Genomic DNA, 19,849 nt, shown 5'->3' on the forward strand with positions numbered 1-19,849 from the left:
GCAGCATCGGACGCGGCGCCGCCACGATTCCACGATGCGCCGTGCCAGGAGACATCGCCATGACCCCCACCTTCGACACCCTCGACGCCACCGCCCGAGCGCGCAGCCAGGCCCGCAAGGCCGCGATCGGCAGTTTCGTCGGCGCCGTCGTCGACTGGTACGACTTCCTGCTGTACGGGATCGTCGCCGCACTGGTGTTCAATTCCGAGTTTTTCCCGAAAGTCAGCCCGACGATGGGTACACTCGCGGCGTTCGCCACCTTCGGCGTGGGCTTCCTGTTCCGGCCGCTCGGCGGCATCGTGTTCGGCCACTACGGCGACCGGCTCGGCCGCAAGCGGATGCTCGTGCTCACCGTGATGCTGATGGGGCTGTCGACGGTCGCGATCGGCCTGCTGCCGACGTTCTCGACGATCGGCTGGTGGGCGCCCGTGCTGCTGGTGCTGATGCGCGCGATCCAGGGGTTCGCGGTCGGCGGCGAATGGGGCGGCGCGGCGCTGATGGCCGTCGAGAGCGCGCCGAAGCAGAAGAAGGCGTTCTACAGCAGCGGCGTGCAGGTCGGCTACGGCGTCGGGCTCGTGCTGGCCACCGGCATCGTGTCGATCCTGAGCCATACGCTCGGCGAGGCTGCGTTCAAGTCGTGGGGCTGGCGCCTGCCGTTCGTGTTCAGCATCGTGCTGGTGCTGATCGGGCTGTGGGTGCGCAAGAACATGGACGAATCGCAGGAGTTCGTCGAGAAGGTCGAGCATGGCAACCGCAAGCTGCGCCTGCCGGTGCTCGAAGCGCTGACGCGCCACCCGAAGGCGTTCCTGCTGATCGTCGCGCTGCGGCTCGCCGAACTCTTCACGATGTATATCGTCACCGCGTTCGCCCTCAGCTATTCGACGACGAACCTCGGGATGTCGCGCGACCTGTTCCTGAACATCGGCCTGCTGGTGGGCGCGGTGAGCTGCGTGACGATCCCCTGCTTCGCGTGGCTGGCCGACCGCTACGGCCTGCGCCGCATCTACCTGATCGGCGCGTTGATCGGCCTCGCGTCCGCGGTACCGTTCTTCGTCGCGCTGGAAGCACGGTCGATCGCGTGGATCGTGATTTTCTCGATCCTGCTGGCGAACGCCGCGCACGACATGGTCGTGAGTGTCCAGCAGCCGTTGTTCACCGAGCTGTTCGGCGCCGAATACCGCTACAGCGGCGCGGGCGTCGGCTACCAGTTCGCGAGCGTCGTCGGTGGCGGGTTCACGCCGTTCATCGCGGTCGGCCTCGTCAGCCTGGCCGGCGGTTCGTGGCACCTCGTCGCAGGCTATCTGGCGGCCGGCTGCCTGATCTCGCTGGTGGTCGCCGCGCGGATGCGGGCGGCGCAATGACGGCCTGAGCGGATGGCCGGCCCGGTTCGCGGCCGGCCATTTCGCCATGCCGGGCGACATTCGACCTGCTGCATCGCGGGCGCGACGTCAAACACTGTCATTTACGCGCGCCGATTCCCCTTTTTCCCCTCCGAACATTCCACGCCGCGTGCCGACCAATGGCATCATATGGGCCTACGTCAGTCACCGATACGCCCCCATATCATGTCGAATCTCATCGTCCACGGCGGCACTCCGCTGCGCGGGGACATCAAGCCGTCCGCGAACAAGAACGCCGTCCTGCCGATTCTGTGCGCCACCCTGTTGACCGATCAGCCGCTGCGCCTCGTCGGCGTGCCGGACATCACCGACGTACGCAAGATCCTCGACATCTTCCGCACGCTCGGCAGCGACGTGTCGGTCGATTTCACGACGGGTCTGCTCGAACTCCACCATCGCGACACGACGTTCGATCCGGCGGTTCACCGGCTGCCCGAGGCGATGCGTTCGTCGATCATGCTGATTCCGCCGCTGCTCGCGCGCTTCGGCGTCGCACGCCTCGAGAATGACGTGAAAGGCTGCACGCTCGGCGTGCGCGAGATCGATCCGCACGTCGAGGTGTTCGAACGTTTCGGCGCGCACATCGAGCGCACGCCCGATTCGCTGATCGTCCGCACCGACGGCCCGCTGACGGCCAACGATCACTGGCTCGACTACGCGTCGGTGACGACCACCGAGAACTTCGCGCTGTGCGCGACGAGCGCGAACGGCACGTCGACGCTGATGAACGCGGCATCCGAGCCGCACGTGCAGGAGTTCTGCCAGTTCCTCGCGATGATCGGCGTCGCGATCGAGGGCATCGGCACGTCGCGGCTGTGCGTGACGGGCGGCGGCAAGCTCGGCGGCGGCGAGTTCCGCTTCGCCGAGGATTTCCACGAGATCGCGACGTTCCTCGCGCTCGGCGCGATCACGGGCGGCGACATCACGGTGCGCAACTCGTCGCCCGAGCATTTCCCGCTGATCGACCGCACGTTCGCGAAATTCGGCGTGACCATCACGCACCGCGACGGCTGGTCGCGCGCGGAACGCGACGGCCCGCTGCGCGTGCGCCGGCCGTTCACGCAGAACATCCTGACCAAGGTCGAGGCCGCGCCGTGGCCGTACCTGCCGGTCGACCTGCTGCCGATCTTCATCGCGCTCGGCGTGCGCGCCGAAGGCAGCGCGATGTTCTGGAACAAGGTCTACGACGGTGCGCTCGGCTGGTCCGGCGAACTGTCGAAATTCGGCGCGCACGTGCTGTTGTCCGATCCGCACCGGCTGATCACGTTCGGCGGGCTGCAGTTGACGCCGGCGCGCGTCGAGAGCCCGTACATCATCCGCGTCGCGATCGCGCTGCTGATGGTGGCCGCGAGCATCGAAGGCCGCTCGGAAATCATGAACGCGCTGCCGATTCGCCGCGCGCATCCGCATTTCGTCGAGAACCTGCGTTCGGTCGGCGCGAACGTCGAGTGGACGAGCAGCGAGTAAGGTCGTGACGGATGCGGCGCGCGTATTGGTGGCGTCGCATCCGGTTTCCCCGCTTTTCATGCCGTATCGGCCGATTCCATGCGCGGCCGCGCAGCGTTCTGCCATCGGCTGCCATCCGTTCACGTCAGCACACTGCGTGCTGCTTCCATTCCCTTCCTGCGGTCGGCGTCAGTACGTCGGACAGACTGGGTATCGCATATCGGGACGAAACCTTGCAAATTGTGACGCGCGGACGTGCGTGACGATAACGGGCATCGGGTCGGTCCGGATCGATCAGGCAATCGATTCCCGCTTCGATTTCGTCGAGGATCGAATCATTCCGACTCGTTTGCGTCGTTCCGCCTGAACCTGAAATCGCCCGGCAGCTTGCCTCTGAAACGCCTCAACTGCAGCAGAAGCACTTCGGGGTTCGGGTGGGGCTTTCGGCCAAAGCACCGGCACGGCGAACGACGACTTGGACTTCGTCGCCTTCACGCAGCCCCAACGCATCGACCAGACCGGCCGGAAGGCGCACGGCCAGGCCAGTCCCCCACTTTGCAATCTGCATACGACCTCCTTGAATAGACGCCGCCGGCTCTATCTTCGCCCCGGTCCAACCGGCAAGGATGGCGTATCAGCCGATCTCCCGCTCCTCCCCAACTCGCGCGATAATCGCCCACTTCTGCGCGAACACCGCGCGCCACCGCCCGCCCGTGATGACGAAAAAGCCCGAACTCGACCGACGCGACTGGATTGCCGGCCTCGAAAAAGGCCTGATGATCCTGGAGGCATTCGACAGCCGGCACGCGCGCATGACGCCCACCCAGGCCGCCGCGCGCACCGGCCTCACACGCACGGCCGCGCGGCGCTATCTGCTGACGCTGGAATCGCTCGGCTACGTGTACACCGACGGCAAGCTGTACGGCCTCACGCCGCGCGTGCTGCGGGTCGGCTGGTCGTACTTCGATTCGGCGCGCCTGCCGCGCACGGTCCAGCCTTATCTGCAGCAATTGAGCGCGTCGCTGAACGAATCGGCGTACGTCAGCGTGCTCGACGGCTGGGAACTCGTGTTCATCGCCCGCAACGGCGTGTCGCGCGTGATGACGACGGGGTTCGTGCTCGGCGCGCGCGTGCCGGCCCCGCTGACGTCGCCCGGTGTCGTGCTGCTCGCCCATCATCCCGATCGCGAAGCCGTGCGCGCGTGGCTCGACGAGACCGAGTTGCCGCCGTTCACGCCGCATACGATCACCAACAAGGCGCGGCTGCTCGAACAGGTCGACCAGGCGCGCGACGCCGGCTACGCGGCGATCGAGCAGCAACTGCAGGTCGGCGTGCGGGGGATCGCGGTGCCGCTGAAGAACCGTCACGGCGAAGTCGTCGCCGCGCTGAGCACGAACATGCCGATCGGCGCGGAGACGACCGACGCGGCCGTGCGGCGCGTGCTGCCGCATTTGCAGGAAGCCGCGCTCGCGATGCTCAACGTGCTGTAGCGACCGGCGCCGCCGGCGTCACCCGATCCGCCACCACCGCGGCAGCAGATTGCGCACTTCGCGCCGCCGGTAACGATCGTCGATCAAATGCACGACGCCCTCGTCGTGCTCGGTGCGGATCACGCGGCCGGCCGCCTGCACGACCTTCTGCAGCCCCGGATACAGGTACATGTAGTCGTAACCGTTGCCGAAGCGCGCATCCATCGCGCGCCGCATCTGCTCGTTGATGTCGTTGACCTGCGGCAGCCCGAGCGTCGCGATGAACGCGCCGATCAGCCGCTCGCCGACCAGGTCGACCCCCTCCGAGAACGCCCCGCCCAGCACCGCGAAGCCGACGCCGCGTCCGCCCGCGTCGAAGCGCGCGAGAAACGCGTCGCGCTCGCTTTCGGCCATGCCGGGCGCCTGCGCCCACACGGGGACGTCCGGATGGCGCGTCTGCATCAGCGCGACCACGCGCCCGAGGTAATCGAAGCTGCTCAGGAAGCCGAGATAGTTGCCGGGGCGCGCCGCGTATTGCGCGGCGATGAGGTCGGCGATCGGTTCGAGCGAACGATCGCGATCGCGCCAGCGCGTCGACACGTGGCTCGCGACGCGCACCGTCAGTTGTTCGGCGCGGAACGGCCCGTCGACGTCGAGCCAGCCCGTATCGCCGGGCAGCCCGAGCGTGTCGCGATAGAAATGGAACGGGCTCAGCGTGCCGGAGAACAGCACGGTCGTGCGCGCGGCTTCGTAGCGCGGCGCGAGGAAACCGGCCGGGATCACGTTGCGCACGCACAGCGTCGACTGGATGCGGCGCCGGCGGCCGGCCGCCGCGACGCCGTCGAGCGCGGGCTGGCGCGGCATCGGTTCGCCGTGCAGCGTCGCGTCGAAGATCGACGCGCTGTCGAACGCTTCGGCCAGCACGCCGAACTGGATCGCCTCGAAATGAAAGCGCAGCAGCGCGTCGTCGTTCGCGCGCGGTGCGTCGGTCAGGTGTTCGCCGATCGCCGCGACGAGGTTTTGCACGGCCGACACGATCGGGCCCGGCACGTCGGGATAGGCCGCATAGCGCTCGGCCTGCGCGCGATTGAGCGTGCCCCACGCGCGGGCGAGCCGGTCGAACGCCTTGCGCAGCGCCGCAGGCGCGGCGTCGCGCGCGGCCGCGAACGCGAACGGATCGAGCGACGCGCTGTACATCTTGCGGGCGCGGTCGAGCAGGTTGTGCGCTTCGTCGACGAGCACGCCGACGCGCCACTGGTTCTGCTGCGCGAGCGTGTGCAGCATCGCGCTGCCGTCGTAGTAGTAGTTGTAGTCGCCGATCATCATGTCCGACCAGCGCGCGAGTTCCTGCGCCAGATAGTACGGACAGACGTCGTGCGCGAGCGCGGCGGTGCGCACGGTATCGCGATCGAGCAGCCCGGCCTCGATCGCCGCGTCGCGCGCGGCCGGCAGCCGGTCGTAGAAGCCTTTCGCGAGCGGGCACGATTCGCCGTGGCACGGGTTGTCCGGATGCTCGCACGCCTTGTCGCGCGCGACGAGCTCCAGCACGCGCAACGGCAGCGCGGGCGTGCCGGCGCCGAGCGTCGTCGCCGCTTCAAGTGCGAGCGCGCGGCCGGGCGTTTTCGCGGTCAGGAAGAACACATGGTCGAGCTCGCCTTCGCCGCATGCCTTCAGCAGCGGAAACACGGTGCCGAGCGTCTTGCCGATGCCGGTCGGCGCCTGCGCCATCAGGCAGCGTTCGTCGCGCGCCGCGCGATAGACGGCGACGGCGAGCTCGCGCTGGCCGCTGCGGAACTGCCCGTGCGGAAACGCGAGCGCGCGCAGCGCCGCGTCGCGCGCGGCGCGATGGGCCGTCTCGCGTTCGGCCCAGCCGACGAAACACGCGCATTGCTCGGCGAAGAACGTCGCGAGCGTGCCGGCATCGAGCGTTTCCGTCAGCACCGTCTCGCGCTCCGACACGATGTCGAAATACACGAGCGCGACGTCGATTTCCGCGAGGCCGCGCGCGTCGCACATCAGGTGCGCATAGACCTTCGCCTGCGCCCAGTGCAGCGCGCGGTGGTTGGCCGGCATCGCGTCGAGGCTGCCGCGATAGGTCTTGATTTCCTCGAGCCGGTTCGCCACCGGATCGTAGCCGTCGGCGCGGCCGCGCACGGTGAGCGTGCCCCACGTGCCGGTCAGCGCGATCTCGGTTTCGTAGCGCGCGCCGCGCTTCGACGTGACCGCGCCGTGGCCGGCGATGCCCTCGAGCGCGGTCGGTGCGGGCGTGAAGCGCAGGTCAAGATCGCCGCGCCGCGCGGTGAACTCGCACATCGCCCGCACCGCGACGACGTAGCTCATGCGGACACCCTCGCCGCCTCGGCGTGCGCGACGCCCTCGCCGGCCCACTCGACGTCGACGACACGCACCGGCATGCGATGCGCGAGGCAGTAGGCGAGCCAGCGCGTCTGATTGTCCTGCAGCCGGTCGCCGGGGCCCTTCACCTCGATCAGCTCGTAGCGGCGCTCGTCGGGCCAGAAGCGGACGAGATCGGGCAAGCCGGACCGGTTGCTGCGGATATCCGCGAGCAGGCGCGTGAACCACAGCCGCAGGTGTTCGGGCGGCAGGCACGCGAGCGCTTCGTCGAGCAGTTCGTCGGTCAGCACGCCCCAGAACACGAACGGCGACTGCAACCCGGCCTTGGTCGCGAAATGCCGGCGGATCGTGTCGCGGTACGCGCCCGAATCGAGCTGCGCGAAGCAGGCGTCGAAGGCCGCCGCGCGGCGCACGGCGAAATCGGGGGCGTGCAGGTCGGCCGGGCCGCGCTGGAACGGGTGAAAGAACGCGCCGGGCACGGCCGCGAACACGGGCTCCCAGCACAGCAGCCCGAACAGCGAATTGATCAGCGTGTTTTCGACGTAGTGGACCGGCGACGCCGGTTGCGCGAGATGGTCGCGTACCGCGAATTCGACGCTGACGAACGCGTCGGGGCGCGCAAGCACGAGCGTCTCGCGCGGTACGTCCGTCGCGGCGGGCGCACGTTCGACCCGGTGGCCGGCGCGGCGCTGCAGGCGCGGCAGCATGCGCTCGACGCGCTGACGCTCCTCGTCGCTCTCGAAGCCGTTGCGCGCGTCGAGCGCGAGCGCCAGGGCGTCGCCGTCGCGCCCGCAGCGTTCGAGCACGCGGATACGCCGATGCCGGCTGCCGGGCCACGCGCTGCGCGTGTACGCGTCGAGTGCGGCGTCCCAGTCGGCGCGGCGTTCGCACGCCTGGCCGAGCGCGAACAGCAGCTTCGCGCGGCGGGTCGCGAGCCACGGTTGCGCGCAGTCGACTGCGTCCAGCGCGCGGAGCAGGTCGTCGAACGGCAGATCGTCGGGCCACGCGTCGAGCGCGTCGCGGCACATCTGCAGCGCGAGATACGCGTCGACGTCGCCGCGCTGCTGGAACGCGCGCGACGACGGTGCGATCGGCACGCTTTCGTACTGGAACACGCCGAGATCGGCCAGCACGAACTCGCTCCAGTCCTGATGCAGGTTGCCGAAGAACATCAGCCGCAGCCGGTCGCACAGCGCGCCGACGGTCACGCGCAGCACGCGGTCGTCGGGCTGCGCGCACCACGCGTCGAGCGGTTGCGCGACGTCGTGCACCGGGCGCAGCCGCTCGAGCCAGTCGGCCTTGCGCTCACCCGCATGCGCGGCGAGCGACGGGAAGATCCGCAGCAGCTCGGCCTTGGTCGACAGCGCGAACAGCTCGTCGAGCGTGAGCGCCGGCGCCGGATCGACCCAGCCGAGCGCGACGAGCGGTGCGGCGGCGTCCAGCGTGCAGCCGATCTCGTCGTACACGAGCTTGCTCGCGCGGAAATCGGACCCGTTGCGCATCAGCATCCGCACGAGCAGCGCGCGCGACGCCTGCGGCAGCGTCGCGAACTGCCGGACGAAGGCGTGCTCGTGCGCGTCGAACAGGTCGTCGTAACGCTCGCCGAGCCAGGCGAGCGCGCGTTCGAAATTGGTCAGGTAGTAAAACGCCGGAGGCGTCGGCGAGGCAGGCGTCACGGGGATCGATCACTGTACATTTGTACAGGTCGCAATCATATCAAATGTGACGGGCGATGCCCCACGCGACATCGCCTGCCCGCCCCCGTCAGAACTGGTAATTCACCGACATGTCGAACACGCCGTTGGTCGACTGCTGCGTGATCGGGCTGCGCGCGGCGCGGCCGACGAGCTGCTCGATCGCGCCGTCCATCGTGACGAACCAGTGCTTGTTGACGAACCACACCATCGTCACGCCGAGGCCCGCCGACTTGATCCCGGCGCCCGACGAATAGGCCGGCAGCCCCGAGCGCGCGGACGCGCCCTGGTTCACGCCGAACCAGCTGTTCATGTAGCGCGAGTCGGCGAACGACACGGTGGGCCCCGCGAACCAGAAGAAGTGCTCGTTGCTGCCGGGCATCGGCATGTACGCGGAGAAATCGCCGGTCCAGCCGTTCGACCCGCCGATACTGCGCCGGACGTCCGCGCGCAGCACGAGCGGGAAATCCTTCGAGACCACGTAGTCGGCCGCGAGCTTCATCACGGGCGCCGCGTTGATGTTGTCGAGCCCGTTCAGGTGGCCGAGATCGTCGGCCGAACGGCGTCCGAGGTCGTAACCGACGGACAGGCTCACGCGCCAGTTCGGCCCGCGCAGCACGTTCGCGCCGAGCCCCTCGCCGGTCGACAGGAAGAACAGGTCGCGATAGCGGATGTCGACATTCGGGCCGCCCATCACGCGATAGCGGTCGGAGCCCGCATAGCGCGGCTGCAGCGTCATCGCGGCACCGACGCTCACCTGCCACGTGGGGATGTTCGGATCGAAGAGTTTCTGGAGCGGTACGCCCGCCGTGTATTGCCATTCGCCGAGCGGCGAAGGCGTCTGGGCCGACGCGTCGCGGGCGCCGGCGGCGGCGAGCGCCGCGAATGTCGACAATACGAACCGGCGAGCGCCGGGCGACTGCAACAGGCGAGCAACAGTGGTCAAGGCGGTCTCCGTCGGTTGCACGAAACGAACCTGAAGGAAAGCGCGTCGCGCTTCATCGGCTGCAACGGCACGCAGCCTGCGGCGCAAACGTAGCATGCGCTGAATTAACGGACATCCTACGCGACGCGCGTGCAGACGCAAAGCGCCCGTTGTCGGCGGGCACTTTGCCGGAATCCGGCACGAGCCGGCGGATGATTGCGGGATCAGAAACGCTCGACGTGATAGTCGCCGGCGAGCGCGGCCGGACTGCGCGTCGACATCATGCGCGAGAAACCGTCGGCAAGCCGGCCGAGCGCGAGCTGCTTCTGGCTCGCGTCCCAGTGCGTGTACGCGTCGTACGCGGCATCGTCGAACGAAACGGTGACGGCGACCGGGCGGCCGCTCGCGCGAAAGCCGATCTGCAGCACGCCGCCCGGCAATTCCTCGATGTGATAGTGCAGCGAGCGCGATTCGAAATAGCGGCCCAGTACCTGAGCGATCGCGCGCTTGTCTGGCGATTGCACGTGAATGTCCATGACGGTCCTCCTTTTCCAGGTTCGCGCGGCCGGTGGTGGCGCACTGCCCCCGCCCGGCATCCGCATCGGCGGCGGGTGCGACGGCGGGTCGCCCTGCGGCAGCCCGTCGGGCACGGGCGGATCGACCGGGTCGTCGTGCCCGGGCGGCGGCGGATCCGGGTCGACGTCGGGTGTCGTCGGTTCGGGGCGGTGCAGCGTGGATGGCGTGTTCATGTCACTCCTGCGCGACGGCTCGCGCATCTCGATGGCGAGGCGAGCGCCCGCAAGCGCCGTGCCCGCTGCCGTGCCGGGGCCGTTGGCCGTTCGGTTCATTCGTCGTAAGCCGCCATGACGAGCCACATCGTGCGCCCCTCGGCGGCCAGCTGCACGGCGAGCGCGAACGGATCGGACGGCGCGCATTGCGCGACGAGCGCCTGCTGGGCACGTTCCGGACCGTCGTAGACGATGTCGTTCAGTTGGCGTACCTCGTCCTTGCCGTCGAACATGCGCCGTTCCGGCCGATAGATCAGCGATTCGCGCTTCCACGTGGCGAAACGCTCGCGCACGTGGTCGAAATCGCCGCCGCATACGTTCGCGTCGTAACGTATCCTTTCCCTGGCTGCATTCATCACGATGTCCTCTCGTCCATGCCGGACGCGTGCCCGGCCGGTGCTCGCCGGCTTGCAAGCGCCGTGCCGCGGATGCCGCGGGTACGCCGCTTGCGCCTTCTCGTCGACAAGGAGGTTTCGATCATGACCGTTCACGCCACCGGCCGCCGCGACGCCGTGTCACCGGCCGCCGGATCGCTCAGGCTCGCCACGTCGCGTCCGCCGTCGGAAGACAAGACGGAGGAGCGCATCGACGAAGGGCTCGAGGAGACGTTTCCGGCCAGCGACCCGCCCGCCGTCGGCGGTGCGACGCGCATCGACCCCGCCAAGCCGTCCGGCGAGCACGAACGTCGCGCGCCGCACGTCCCTTCCCCGCCCCGCGATCACGGCTGACGGCGGCACCCGGCGCGCGGGGCGTGGCAGCGCTCCGACGAGCCGGCGAAACCAGGAGCGATCCGATGAAAGTCCTTGAACGCAGATGGCATGAAATCAGCGGCGCGGCCGGCGTCGCGGCACTGGCCGCGATCGAAAGCGCGGTGGTGCTGGCGATCGTCACGATGACGGGTATCGGCCACTGACGTCCCGCAGAGCCGGCCGCGGCTGCCGCCGTGGAAGATGTACAAGCGGGCTGGCAAATTCCTCCGTCGTCTGGCTGCGCACGTCCGGCGTGCGCGCGTCGCGCGCGGCACGCGCCCTGCTCCCGTATCGTTCCGATCACGAAGGAGGCGTTCATGTATCGCGTCAACGAGATCATGTCGCGTGACGTCGTGTGCGTCGCGCCGACCGACACGATTCGCCATGCGGCCGAATTGATGCAGCGCTTCGATATCGGCGTGCTGCCCGTCTGCGACGGCACCGAACTCGTCGCGATCGTGACCGACCGCGACCTCGCGGTGCGGGCGCTGGCGCACGGTCATTCGCCCGACACGCCCGTGCAGGCGGTCGCGTCGCGGCCGGTGCAGTGGTGCGTCGAGGACGACGGCGTCGGCGACGTTCAGCAACGGATGGCCGACGTGCAGTTGCACCGGCTGCCGGTGCTCGATCGCAGTCTGAAGCTGGTCGGCATGGTGTCGCTGGGCGACATCGCGACGCGCGCGGGCGGCCCGGCCCGCGACGAGCTGGCCAACACGCTCGAGGACGTATCGTTGCCGCGCCGCCGCTGACCGACCGGCGCCCCCATCACCCCGCGGCCCGCAGCCCCGGCGCACTACCCGCGCAACGCATTGGTGCGCGGACCGGGTTGCCGCTTCGACCAGGAGGTTTTCGATGACAACGGACAAACCGTCGCGCGACGCCGCGCGCATCGTCGGCGCGCATGCGCGCACGGCCGCTGGCGGGCCGGGGCCCGGCGTGATGGCCACTCGCACGCTCGAAGGCGATCGCGTGTTGACGATCGATGGCGACGACATCGGCAAGGTTGCGCACATCATGCTCGACGTGCGCGCCGGACGAATCGCGTACGCGGTCGTGTCGTCGGGCGGCTTGCTCGGCATCGGCGACAAGCTGCTCGCGGTGCCGTGGAACGCGCTCGTCCTCGATGCCGAGCGCCAATGCTTCGTGCTGCCCGTCGACACCGCGCGCGTGCGCGAGGCGCCCGGCTTCGACAAGAGCCGGTGGCCGACGATGGCCGACGCCGAATGGGCCGAGGCGCTGCATGCGTACTACGGCAGCGCTCCGTACTGGCTGATCGAGGAAGGCGAAACGGCGCTCGATTCGCCGCCGTACGAGGCGTCGCCGGGCGGCCCCGAAGACGGCACGCGGCAGCACTGACACCCGCTGGCCGGTCGGATCCGGTTCACTTCGCGGCGGCCACCGTCTTCGCAAGTTGCCGCGCGGCGCCCAGGTGCGCGTTCAGCATCGGCAGCGTGCGGGCCGCGAATGCGCGAAGCTGCGGGTCGCGGCCCGCTTTGGCCTCGGTCTCGTAAAGCCGGATCGCGGCTTCGTGCGCGCGTGGCCCGGCCAGCGCCACATATGCGGTATCGAACGCACGTCCCTCCTTCGCTCGCAATGCCGTCACTTCCGGGTCGACGAGCATCCGTGTCTGGACCGGCACGCCCTTTTGCGCACCGATGTGCCGCAATTCGTCCCCGATACGCGCGTGGTCGTCGACCATCCGGCGCGCGAAGGCCTTCACGTCCGCGCTCGACGACCGGTCGAGCGCGAGCTGGCCGGCCTGCCGCTCCACCTTGCCGATCATGCCGGCCTTGTCGACGAACTCGGCGTCGATGCCGATCGGCCGCTGCGTCATGCCGGCCTCGTCGGCGGTCGGGCCCGGGCGGATGACGCCCGGCGCGACCTGCGCGGACGACGCAGGCGGCGTCTCCGCGTGCGAGCGCGCGAACGTCAGCGCGCCGGCCGCGGCAGTCAGCACGATGGCCACCGGCCGACGCCCGCGTTGCTTCATCCGGTTCGTTTTCGTCATCCGGGCCTCCGGGTCGGGCGCCGGCGCGAGCCGGCCGCGCGGCTTGCCGTCACGCGGGACGATGCGTCGACGTGAAGAAATCGGTCCACGCGCCGTTGTGCCACGCACCCTCGGTGCGCTCCACCGACAGCGCGCCGGCCGCGAGCATCGTCCGCTCCGCGAACGCGATCGTGCGCCGCGTCACGTGCGCGGCGAGCACGACGCCGTTTTCGCATTGCTTCAGCGCGCCGTGCCCCTCCGGCGCATCGCCGCGCATCCGGCCGAGCGCGCCGCACAACGCGCCGACATAGCCGCCGACGAGCGGTACGCCGATCCACGCGAGCGGGGAGTGAAGCCCGCCCAGGTACAGCAGCGCGGCCCCGGCGAGCCCGACGACCGCACCGACGGCCACGCCTTCCAGCGCGCCGAGGCCACCCGGCCGCGCGGCGGAGTCCGCATAGACGTCGCCGCCGAGCCAGAACAGCGCGTGCTGTCCGGGCGGATTGAGAAAGAAGACCTTCACGTCGTCCCGGTGAATGGCGTGGCCGCGCAATTGCTCCGCGCACCGTTCCGCCTGCTCGAGCCGCGAGAAACGGCCCGCGATGATGGTGTCCATGTCGAACCTCCTGCCCGGTGACGCACAGGGCCGCGGGCGCGCGACGCCCGAGCGGCCCGGCGCGGAGCCGCGCATCACGTTACTTCCGGCGGATCTGCAGCCTGTCGCGCACGCCGCTCACGCCGTCGACGTCGTGCGCCACGCGGATCGCGGTCGCGCGTTGCCGCTCGTCGGGCACATGGCCCGTCAGTTCGACCACACGGCCGTGGACCTGCACGTCGATGTCGCCGGAGGCCAGGCCACGTTCGGCGACGAGCGCGGCCCTGACACGGGACGCGAGCGTCGCGTCGCGGATCTGGCCTCCGACGGCCGACGCCTGGCTCGCCAGCTTCGCACGCGTACCCTCCTCGGCCGCTGCGTAGCGGGGCGTCGCGATCCATGCACACGACAGCATCAGTATGCTCGCGATCCGCGCAACCGGCGTCCCGCGCCTGATGCGTGGCCAGCAAGTGCCGGTGCCGTCGCGCCGCGTGTTTTCCGTTGCGTCCATCGCGCCTCCTTTTGCGTATGCGGCCGGATCGCCGCGCCTTTTGTGCGCAGCTACCGCTCGCGCGGCTTGCCGTCGGCCGTGTCGCGAATGTCGTCCGGATCGTCCGGTACGACGTCGACGATCACGCTCGCGAGCGTCGGCATGTCGACCGGCTTGCACAGGTACGCATCGAACCCGGCGGCCATCACCCGGCGCCGGTCGGCCGTGCCGGCGTGAGCCGTCACCGCGACGACCGGCAGACGTCCGCCGCCGTTCGGCAAGTGCCGGATCCGGTCGAGCAGCCAGTAACCGTCGCCGTCCGGCATCGCGAGATCCGACAGCACGACGCTCGGCGGCTGCCGCTCCACCGCTTCGAGCGCGTCGTGCCCCGAACGCGCGGTCGATACCTCTGCGCCCATCGTCTTGAGCGCCGCCGCAAGGCTGGTCCGCGACGTTGCGTCGTCGTCGACCACCAGCACGCGCTGGCCGTCGAGCGCGACCGTATCGGACGCGCTACGCGCGCGCGACAACTGCCCCACCGGATCGTCGGCGTCCCAGCCGGCCGGCAGCGTCACCGTGACGGTCGTTCCGCGCCCCGCGCCCGCGCTCGTCGCGACGACCTCGCCGCCGTGCAGCTGCGCGATGTTGCGCACGATCGACAGGCCGAGCCCGAGGCCGCGCTTCGGCGACGTGAACGCGCCTTCCGGCCGGCTGAAGGTCTCGAACAGATGCGGCAGGCGGTCCGGCGCAATACCTTGCCCGGTGTCGGACACCGACAACCGCACGCGTTCGCCCGCGCGCGTCAGCGATACGTTGATGCGGCCGCCCCGCGGCGTGAACTTGATCGCATTCGACAGCAGGTTCGACAGCACCTGGCGCAGGCGTTCGCCGTCCGCCGGAATCACGCACGCCGGCATCGCGTACTCCGTCGACAGCACGAGCCCGTTCGCCTGCGCCGTTGCGTCGAGTTCACGCGCGGCATCGCGCACGATCCGCACGAGATCGACCGGCACGCGTTCGAGGCGCAGCCGGCCGGTCGCGAGGGACGACGCGTCGAGCAGGTCGGCGACCATGTGCGACAGCGACCGCGCGCTGCGGTCGATCGCGTCGACCGCCTGCTGTGCGAAACCCTGCCCGTCGGCGTTGCGCAGCACCTCGACCCAGCCGTAGATCACGTTCAGCGGCGTGCGCAGTTCGTGCGATACCGTCGCCAGCAGCTCGTCCTTCAGCCGGTTCGACGCGTCGGCCTGCACGCGCGCGTCGCGCGCGCCGCGCAGCGAGCGCAGCGCGTGCCGTTCGCTGCGGCGGCGTTCGCCCGCTTCGCGCAGTGTCAGCGACAGGCCCGTGCAGTTGCCCTGCGCGTCGACGATCGGCGACGCGGCGAAGGTCGCGCGAAAACGGCCGCCGTCGGCGCGCATGCACAGTATGTCGAGCGGCCCGACCGGCTCGCGCAGGTCCGCGAACGACGCGGGCACCGCATGCCGGCGCAGCCAGCGCGGCGCGATCATCGTGACGACGTCCCGCCCGTTCGCCCGGGCCGGATCGATGCCGAAGATTCTTGCCGCGGCCGGATTCCAGCTGGTGACCCGGCGCGCGGCGTCGACCCCGACGATCGCATCGGGCGACGCGTCCACCACACGGCGCAGCAGCCCGTCGTCGGGCACGCTCGCGGCGGACGACGGCTCGCGATGCGGGGGGGACGGTTCACCGCCGCCATCGATCTCGCGCAAACGATCGTTCGCGAGCAGCGGCTTCACGGCCGTCACCAGCACGCATTCGACGAAGCTGATCGCGACGAACGTGCCGGCTTGCGCCAGCAGCGTCGCGAGCGGGGCCTCGCGCCACCACAGCGCACCGATCACGCCGACGCTCGCGACGGTCGCGGCAAGGCCGCCGGCGAACGACGTCAGCCACGCGGCGGCCGCCACGCCTGCATAAAATGGCAGCGGCGCAAAGGGCGCGTGCTCGCCGACGGCCCGAATCGCCCACGCCTGCAGCGCGGACGCCAACCCGACGGCCAGCACGACCCATGCACCCTGCCGGAACACCTCACCGGTCAGAGTCCTCATTGCATCCTTGCATCGCACCGGCAGCCGTCGTGCGCAGGCATGCCGCCTGTCGGCCATCCGGCATGCGGTCGAACGCACCGGGCGAGCGTGAAGGCGCCCGCAAATAACGTACCCGGTATCGGCCGCGCGGCGGATTCGCGGCGACGGGGCGCGGGACGGCGTGCCCACCCTGCGGCCGGTCCGGTGGCCGCCGGCTTTGCCGTGCGGGTCGCGGCGCTGTGTCGGCGACCGCTTTTTTCATCGGAGTTCTGTAAAAAGGCACCGCTACTGCATCGGACGTCGCACCACATCGCGAGTATGTGGACAACACCGATGGCCTGCATCTTTCACCGACGCCGCGCACATTGGAAATTTCTATTCGGCGGCACCTTCGCGGTCGTTTCGCTGTCGATGATAAATATTGCAATCAACGAAACGTGCGATGCCGTTTTTCAAAGCGGCCCGCGAACGCTTATGGGTGAATCCGCCAACCGGACGAAGCAGCGCGCAGACGGTCGCCGGCTGTCCGGCCGGTCCGCCGCGATGCGCACGCTGCTCGGCCGTATCGAGAGAATCGCACCGACCCGTGCGAGCGTGATGATTGCCGGCGAAAGCGGGGTCGGCAAGGACATCGTCGCGCGCCGGCTGCACGATCTCAGCGCGCGGCGCGACGGCCCGTTCGTGCCGATGAACTGCGGCGCGATCCCGCCCGACCTTGCCGAGGCGCAACTGTTCGGGCACGAGAAAGGCAGCTTCACCGGTGCGACCACGCAGCGCGAAGGTTTCTTCGAAGCCGCGCGCGGCGGCACGCTGTTGCTCGACGAGATCGCGGAAATGCCCGCGGCGCTGCAGGTGAAGCTGCTGCGGGCGATCGAGTCGAACACGATCGTGCGCGTGGGCGGCACCGAATCGATTCCGCTCGACGTGCGGTTCGTGTCGGCCACCCGCCACAATCCGGCCGACGCCGTGCGCGACGGCCGCTTGCGCGAGGACCTGTTCTACCGGCTCGCCGCGTTCGCGATCTACGTGCCGCCGCTGCGCCAGCGCGACGGCGACGTCGAGACGATCGCGCAGGAGTTCGTCGACACGCTGAACGCGCGGCATCGCGCGCACAAGCGCCTGACCGACGCGGCGATCGCCGCGTTGCGCGCGTATTCGTGGCCCGGCAACGTGCGCGAACTGCGCAACACGATCGAGCGCGCGTACATCCTGTCGGACGACGGCATCGACGTCGCGTTGCCGAAGCAGCCGATGCCGGCGGCCGACAGCACGTCGGCGGGCGCGATGGCGCTGCCGCTCGGCGCGACGTTGCACCACGCGCAGCAGCGCTTCATCGCGGAGACGCTGCGTCACTTCGACGGCAACAAGCCGCGCGCGGCCAAGGCGCTCGGCATCAGCCTGAAGACGCTCTACAACCGGCTCGCGCTGATGCGCGACCGGGGCGGCTCGTGAGCGGCGCGGCCCGCACGCCGCGGGCCGCCGGCTGCCGGCCGCTCAGGCGACCTTGAACTGCCCGACCGTCGTCGCCAGCGCGTTCGCCTGCGACTGCAGCGCGGTGGCCGCCGCGGTCGACTGTTCGACGAGCGCCGCGTTCTGCTGCACCATTTCGTCGAGCTGCGTGACCGCGCGGTTCACTTCCTGGATGCCGCGCGTCTGCTCGTTCGCCGCGTGCGTGATCTCGGAGATGATGGTCGTCACGTTCGACACGTTGGACACGATCTCGCGCATCGTGTCGCCCGCCTGGCGCACCTGCCCGGACCCGGCCGACGCGCTCGGCCGACAGCGTCGCGCCGCCGGACGTCGCGATCCGCCAGCGCCCGTCGGCGCGCGTCAGCCCGACGGCGCGGGTCAACCCGTGTACGACCGCCCCGCTCGTCTGCGCGGCACGCACGAGGCCGCGCGTATAGCTGAGCGGCTGCACGCTGCCGGCGCGGCGATCGATCCAGCCGCCCGCATACGCCGGCGTGCCGAGCCGTCGGGCGACGTCGTCGCGGCTCAGCACGTCGACCGGCGCGCCGCGCGCGGCCCATTGCTGCGCGCGGCGTGCGACCGTGTCGAGCATCGCGGCGGTCGGTGCCGGCTGAATCCAGCCGCTGCGACGCGCATCGCAGTCGATCGCGTGCCGCGCGATCAGGTCGAACACGGTATCGGCCGCGCCGCCGACGATGCCGGCAAGCTGCTCGCCCGCCTCGTCGCCGAACCGGCGGACCAGTTCGTCGGGGTCGTATTTCAGCCCGGGGATCACTTGACCGCCGTTACGGCCCGATGCGCCCCAGCCCGGCTGCGCGCCGTCGATCACGCGGACGTTCACGCCGCGCTCGGCCAGGTGAAGTGCAGTCGACAGGCCCGTGAAGCCGGCGCCGACGATCGCCACGTCGCACGACACCGACGCGTCGAGCGCGGGCGTATCGGGCGCCGGGGCGGCGGTTGCCGCCCACAGCGAGTCGGGCCACGGCGAATCGGGCCATCCGGGTGCCGCGTTCGTTGCGCTCATGGTCGATCCGGGGTATCGGCGCTATCCGACGCCAGCAGGCGACGCAGGAATTCCTGCGTGCGAGGGTGCGTCGGCTGCGTGAGCACGGCGCGCGCCGGTCCGCTTTCGCAGATGGTGCCGTCGTGCAGGAAGCACACGCGATCGGCCACCTCGCGGGCGAACGCCATTTCGTGCGTGACGACCACCATGGTCATCCCGTCGCGGGCGAGCGCGCGCATCACGCCGAGCACTTCGCCGACGAGCTCGGGGTCGAGCGCCGAGGTCGGCTCGTCGAACAGGATCGCCTGCGGCTCCATCGCGAGCGCGCGCGCGATCGCGACGCGCTGCTGCTGCCCGCCCGACAGCTCCGACGGGTACGCATGCATCCGATGCGCGAGCCCGACCTTGTCGAGCAGCGCGGCGGCCTGCTCGCGCGCTTGCGCGGCCGGCATGCGCCGCACGTGCACGGGCCCTTCCATCACGTTCTCGAGCGCCGTGCGATGCGCGAACAGGTTGAAGCGCTGGAACACCATGCCGACCCGCATGCGCAGCTCGTGGATCCGCTTCGAATGCGCGTCCACCTTCACGCCGTCGATCGTGATCGAGCCTTCGTCGTAGGTCTCGAAGCCGTTGATACAGCGCAGCACCGTCGACTTGCCGGAACCGGACGGGCCGATCAGGCACACGACCTCCCCCTGTTGCACGTCGAGGCTCACACCCTTGAGCACCGCGTGCTGCTGAAACCGTTTATGTATCGACTCGATCCGGATCATGCGCCCCTCCTCGGTGCGAGCCGCTTGCCGAGCCGGTTCACGCCGAACATCAGCGGCAGGCCGAGCGCGAGATACAGCAGCGCGACGAGCGTGTAGACGCTCATGTTCTGGAACGTCGACGACGCGATCAACTGGCCGGCGCGCGTGATTTCCGCGACCGTGATGGTCGACGCGACCGACGAATCCTTCAGCAGCATCACGAGCGTGTTGCCGTACGGCGGCAGCGCGATGCGAAACGCCTGCGGCAGCACCACGCGCCGCATGATCATCGGGCCGCGCATGCCGATTGCCTGTGCGGCTTCGATCTGGCCGCGGTCGATCGCCTCGATGCCGGCGCGGAAGTTCTCGGCCTGATACGCCGAATATGCGATGCCGAGGCCGAGCACGCCGGCCTGGAACGCCGACAGTTGCACGCCGAGATCGGGCAGCACGAAGTACATGTAGAACAGCTGCACGATGATCGGCAGCCCGCGGATCACGTTGACGATCGTGCTGCCGGCCGTCGATACGGCACGATTGCGCGACACCTTCAGCAGCGCGAGGATCAGCCCGAGCACCGAACTGAGCACGAACGCGCACGCGGTGATCTCGACCGTGACCACCGCGCCCTTCAACAGGATCGGCAGGAAATCGATCGCGTTCTGGAAAAACATGAGG

General features: G+C 69.6%; 19 protein-coding genes and 2 pseudogenes. 7 read left to right on the forward strand and 14 right to left on the reverse strand.

The annotated features are described in order from the left end of the window. Window positions 1-59: 59 nt before the first annotated feature. Complete coding sequence (gene shiA / locus HWX62_RS11510) at window positions 60-1,361, forward strand: shikimate transporter (RefSeq protein WP_175928482.1); 1,302 nt, start codon at window positions 60-62, stop codon at window positions 1,359-1,361. 204 nt (window positions 1,362-1,565) lie between these two features. Beyond that, window positions 1,566-2,867: a UDP-N-acetylglucosamine 1-carboxyvinyltransferase gene (locus HWX62_RS11515; RefSeq protein WP_175928481.1), complete on the forward strand. Its 1,302-nt coding sequence runs from the start codon at window positions 1,566-1,568 to the stop codon at window positions 2,865-2,867. Between the two features lie 382 nt (window positions 2,868-3,249). Here the strand turns inward: HWX62_RS11515 and HWX62_RS33300 are convergent, their stop codons facing one another. Continuing rightward, window positions 3,250-3,414: an AbrB/MazE/SpoVT family DNA-binding domain-containing protein gene (locus HWX62_RS33300; protein ID WP_244136142.1), complete on the reverse strand. Its 165-nt coding sequence runs from the start codon at window positions 3,412-3,414 to the stop codon at window positions 3,250-3,252. 148 nt (window positions 3,415-3,562) lie between these two features. Between HWX62_RS33300 and HWX62_RS11525 the strand changes: the two genes are divergently transcribed. Further along, window positions 3,563-4,336: an IclR family transcriptional regulator C-terminal domain-containing protein gene (locus tag HWX62_RS11525; RefSeq protein ID WP_175928480.1), complete on the forward strand. Its 774-nt coding sequence runs from the start codon at window positions 3,563-3,565 to the stop codon at window positions 4,334-4,336. Window positions 4,337-4,354: 18 nt separating this feature from the next. On the opposite strand, the gene HWX62_RS11530 is transcribed toward HWX62_RS11525, so the two are convergent. The 5 genes from HWX62_RS11530 to HWX62_RS11550 all read right to left on the reverse strand — a co-directional run bounded on the left by HWX62_RS11530 (window position 4,355) and on the right by HWX62_RS11550 (window position 10,433). Beyond that, window positions 4,355-6,655, reverse strand: a complete 2,301-nt coding sequence (locus tag HWX62_RS11530; protein ID WP_175928479.1) for an ATP-dependent DNA helicase — start codon at window positions 6,653-6,655, stop codon at window positions 4,355-4,357. Beyond that, window positions 6,652-8,346, reverse strand: coding sequence for a VRR-NUC domain-containing protein (locus tag HWX62_RS11535; protein ID WP_175928478.1), 1,695 nt, complete (start codon window positions 8,344-8,346; stop codon window positions 6,652-6,654). The genes HWX62_RS11530 and HWX62_RS11535 overlap by 4 nt, the downstream gene beginning before the upstream one ends. Window positions 8,347-8,434: 88 nt before the next feature. Then, the gene (locus HWX62_RS11540; protein WP_175928477.1) at window positions 8,435-9,310 is read right to left on the reverse strand and encodes a MipA/OmpV family protein; all 876 of its coding nucleotides are present in this window, start codon (window positions 9,308-9,310) and stop codon (window positions 8,435-8,437) included. 203 nt (window positions 9,311-9,513) lie between these two features. Next, entirely contained in the window at window positions 9,514-9,825 is a 312-nt protein-coding gene (locus HWX62_RS11545) for a hypothetical protein (protein WP_175928746.1), read from the reverse strand. Between the two features lie 308 nt (window positions 9,826-10,133). Next, complete coding sequence (locus tag HWX62_RS11550; protein WP_175928476.1) at window positions 10,134-10,433, reverse strand: hypothetical protein; 300 nt, start codon at window positions 10,431-10,433, stop codon at window positions 10,134-10,136. Window positions 10,434-10,556: 123 nt separating this feature from the next. On the opposite strand from HWX62_RS11550, the gene HWX62_RS11555 reads away from it, so the two are divergent. The 3 genes from HWX62_RS11555 (at window position 10,557) to HWX62_RS11565 (ending at window position 12,182) form a co-directional block, all read left to right on the forward strand. Next, window positions 10,557-10,805, forward strand: a complete 249-nt coding sequence (locus tag HWX62_RS11555; protein ID WP_175928745.1) for a hypothetical protein — start codon at window positions 10,557-10,559, stop codon at window positions 10,803-10,805. 338 nt (window positions 10,806-11,143) lie between these two features. After that, window positions 11,144-11,575 carry a CBS domain-containing protein gene (locus HWX62_RS11560; RefSeq protein ID WP_175928475.1) on the forward strand — a complete coding sequence of 144 codons (432 nt, stop codon included), beginning with the start codon at window positions 11,144-11,146 and terminating at the stop codon, window positions 11,573-11,575. A gap of 103 nt (window positions 11,576-11,678) precedes the next feature. Next, window positions 11,679-12,182 (forward strand): PRC-barrel domain-containing protein, encoded by a 504-nt coding sequence (locus HWX62_RS11565; RefSeq protein ID WP_175928474.1) that lies wholly within the window; start codon window positions 11,679-11,681, stop codon window positions 12,180-12,182. Window positions 12,183-12,207: 25 nt separating this feature from the next. Here the strand turns inward: HWX62_RS11565 and HWX62_RS11570 are convergent, their stop codons facing one another. The 4 genes from HWX62_RS11570 to HWX62_RS11585 form a co-directional block, all read right to left on the reverse strand. Beyond that, complete coding sequence (locus HWX62_RS11570; RefSeq protein WP_175928473.1) at window positions 12,208-12,834, reverse strand: DUF4142 domain-containing protein; 627 nt, start codon at window positions 12,832-12,834, stop codon at window positions 12,208-12,210. A 49-nt stretch (window positions 12,835-12,883) separates the two neighbouring features. Continuing rightward, the gene (locus HWX62_RS11575) at window positions 12,884-13,429 is read right to left on the reverse strand and encodes a hypothetical protein (RefSeq protein WP_175928472.1); all 546 of its coding nucleotides are present in this window, start codon (window positions 13,427-13,429) and stop codon (window positions 12,884-12,886) included. A gap of 79 nt (window positions 13,430-13,508) precedes the next feature. Beyond that, window positions 13,509-13,919 carry a BON domain-containing protein gene (locus HWX62_RS11580; protein WP_175928471.1) on the reverse strand — a complete coding sequence of 137 codons (411 nt, stop codon included), beginning with the start codon at window positions 13,917-13,919 and terminating at the stop codon, window positions 13,509-13,511. Window positions 13,920-13,969: 50 nt separating this feature from the next. Next, on the reverse strand, window positions 13,970-15,967 hold the full coding sequence (locus tag HWX62_RS11585; RefSeq protein ID WP_175928470.1) for an ATP-binding protein: 1,998 nt from the start codon (window positions 15,965-15,967) through the stop codon (window positions 13,970-13,972). 390 nt (window positions 15,968-16,357) lie between these two features. On the opposite strand from HWX62_RS11585, the gene HWX62_RS11590 reads away from it, so the two are divergent. Next, on the forward strand, window positions 16,358-17,398 hold the full coding sequence (locus HWX62_RS11590; protein ID WP_175928469.1) for a sigma-54 dependent transcriptional regulator: 1,041 nt from the start codon (window positions 16,358-16,360) through the stop codon (window positions 17,396-17,398). Window positions 17,399-17,440: 42 nt separating this feature from the next. Here HWX62_RS11590 and HWX62_RS11595 read toward each other — a convergent pair. The 4 genes and pseudogenes from HWX62_RS11595 to HWX62_RS11610 all read right to left on the reverse strand — a co-directional run. After that, window positions 17,441-17,784 (reverse strand): annotated as a pseudogene (locus HWX62_RS11595) (methyl-accepting chemotaxis protein); the annotation flags it as partial. Window positions 17,785-17,789: 5 nt separating this feature from the next. Continuing rightward, window positions 17,790-18,440 (reverse strand): annotated as a pseudogene (locus HWX62_RS11600) (FAD-dependent oxidoreductase); the annotation flags it as partial. Then, window positions 18,437-19,192: an amino acid ABC transporter ATP-binding protein gene (locus HWX62_RS11605; protein ID WP_175928438.1), complete on the reverse strand. Its 756-nt coding sequence runs from the start codon at window positions 19,190-19,192 to the stop codon at window positions 18,437-18,439. The pseudogene HWX62_RS11600 and the gene HWX62_RS11605, both read right to left, overlap by 4 nt. Next, entirely contained in the window at window positions 19,189-19,845 is a 657-nt protein-coding gene (locus HWX62_RS11610) for an amino acid ABC transporter permease (protein WP_175928437.1), read from the reverse strand. Before HWX62_RS11610 ends, HWX62_RS11605 begins: the two co-directional genes overlap by 4 nt. Window positions 19,846-19,849 lie beyond the last annotated feature (4 nt).

The organism is Burkholderia sp. BCC0506, from assembly GCF_902833145.1.
Taxonomy (GTDB): Bacteria; Pseudomonadota; Gammaproteobacteria; order Burkholderiales; family Burkholderiaceae; genus Burkholderia.

Excerpts from the sequence above, each read along its gene's own strand:
- HWX62_RS11555 (WP_175928745.1), top strand. The coding sequence starts at position 10,557 with ATGACCGTTCACGCCACCGGCCGCCGCGACGCCGTGTCACCGGCCGCC.
- HWX62_RS11610 (WP_175928437.1), bottom strand. The coding sequence starts at position 19,845 with ATGTTTTTCCAGAACGCGATCGATTTCCTGCCGATCCTGTTGAAGGGC.
- HWX62_RS11570 (WP_175928473.1), bottom strand. The coding sequence starts at position 12,834 with ATGACGAAAACGAACCGGATGAAGCAACGCGGGCGTCGGCCGGTGGCC.
- HWX62_RS11530 (WP_175928479.1), bottom strand. The coding sequence starts at position 6,655 with ATGAGCTACGTCGTCGCGGTGCGGGCGATGTGCGAGTTCACCGCGCGG.
- HWX62_RS33300 (WP_244136142.1), bottom strand. The coding sequence starts at position 3,414 with ATGCAGATTGCAAAGTGGGGGACTGGCCTGGCCGTGCGCCTTCCGGCC.
- HWX62_RS11550 (WP_175928476.1), bottom strand. The coding sequence starts at position 10,433 with ATGAATGCAGCCAGGGAAAGGATACGTTACGACGCGAACGTATGCGGC.
- HWX62_RS11525 (WP_175928480.1), top strand. The coding sequence starts at position 3,563 with ATGACGAAAAAGCCCGAACTCGACCGACGCGACTGGATTGCCGGCCTC.
- shiA (WP_175928482.1), top strand. The coding sequence starts at position 60 with ATGACCCCCACCTTCGACACCCTCGACGCCACCGCCCGAGCGCGCAGC.
- HWX62_RS11585 (WP_175928470.1), bottom strand. The coding sequence starts at position 15,967 with ATGAGGACTCTGACCGGTGAGGTGTTCCGGCAGGGTGCATGGGTCGTG.
- HWX62_RS11545 (WP_175928746.1), bottom strand. The coding sequence starts at position 9,825 with ATGGACATTCACGTGCAATCGCCAGACAAGCGCGCGATCGCTCAGGTA.
- HWX62_RS11515 (WP_175928481.1), top strand. The coding sequence starts at position 1,566 with ATGTCGAATCTCATCGTCCACGGCGGCACTCCGCTGCGCGGGGACATC.
- HWX62_RS11565 (WP_175928474.1), top strand. The coding sequence starts at position 11,679 with ATGACAACGGACAAACCGTCGCGCGACGCCGCGCGCATCGTCGGCGCG.
- HWX62_RS11605 (WP_175928438.1), bottom strand. The coding sequence starts at position 19,192 with ATGATCCGGATCGAGTCGATACATAAACGGTTTCAGCAGCACGCGGTG.
- HWX62_RS11560 (WP_175928475.1), top strand. The coding sequence starts at position 11,144 with ATGTATCGCGTCAACGAGATCATGTCGCGTGACGTCGTGTGCGTCGCG.
- HWX62_RS11590 (WP_175928469.1), top strand. The coding sequence starts at position 16,358 with ATGATAAATATTGCAATCAACGAAACGTGCGATGCCGTTTTTCAAAGC.
- HWX62_RS11580 (WP_175928471.1), bottom strand. The coding sequence starts at position 13,919 with ATGGACGCAACGGAAAACACGCGGCGCGACGGCACCGGCACTTGCTGG.
- HWX62_RS11575 (WP_175928472.1), bottom strand. The coding sequence starts at position 13,429 with ATGGACACCATCATCGCGGGCCGTTTCTCGCGGCTCGAGCAGGCGGAA.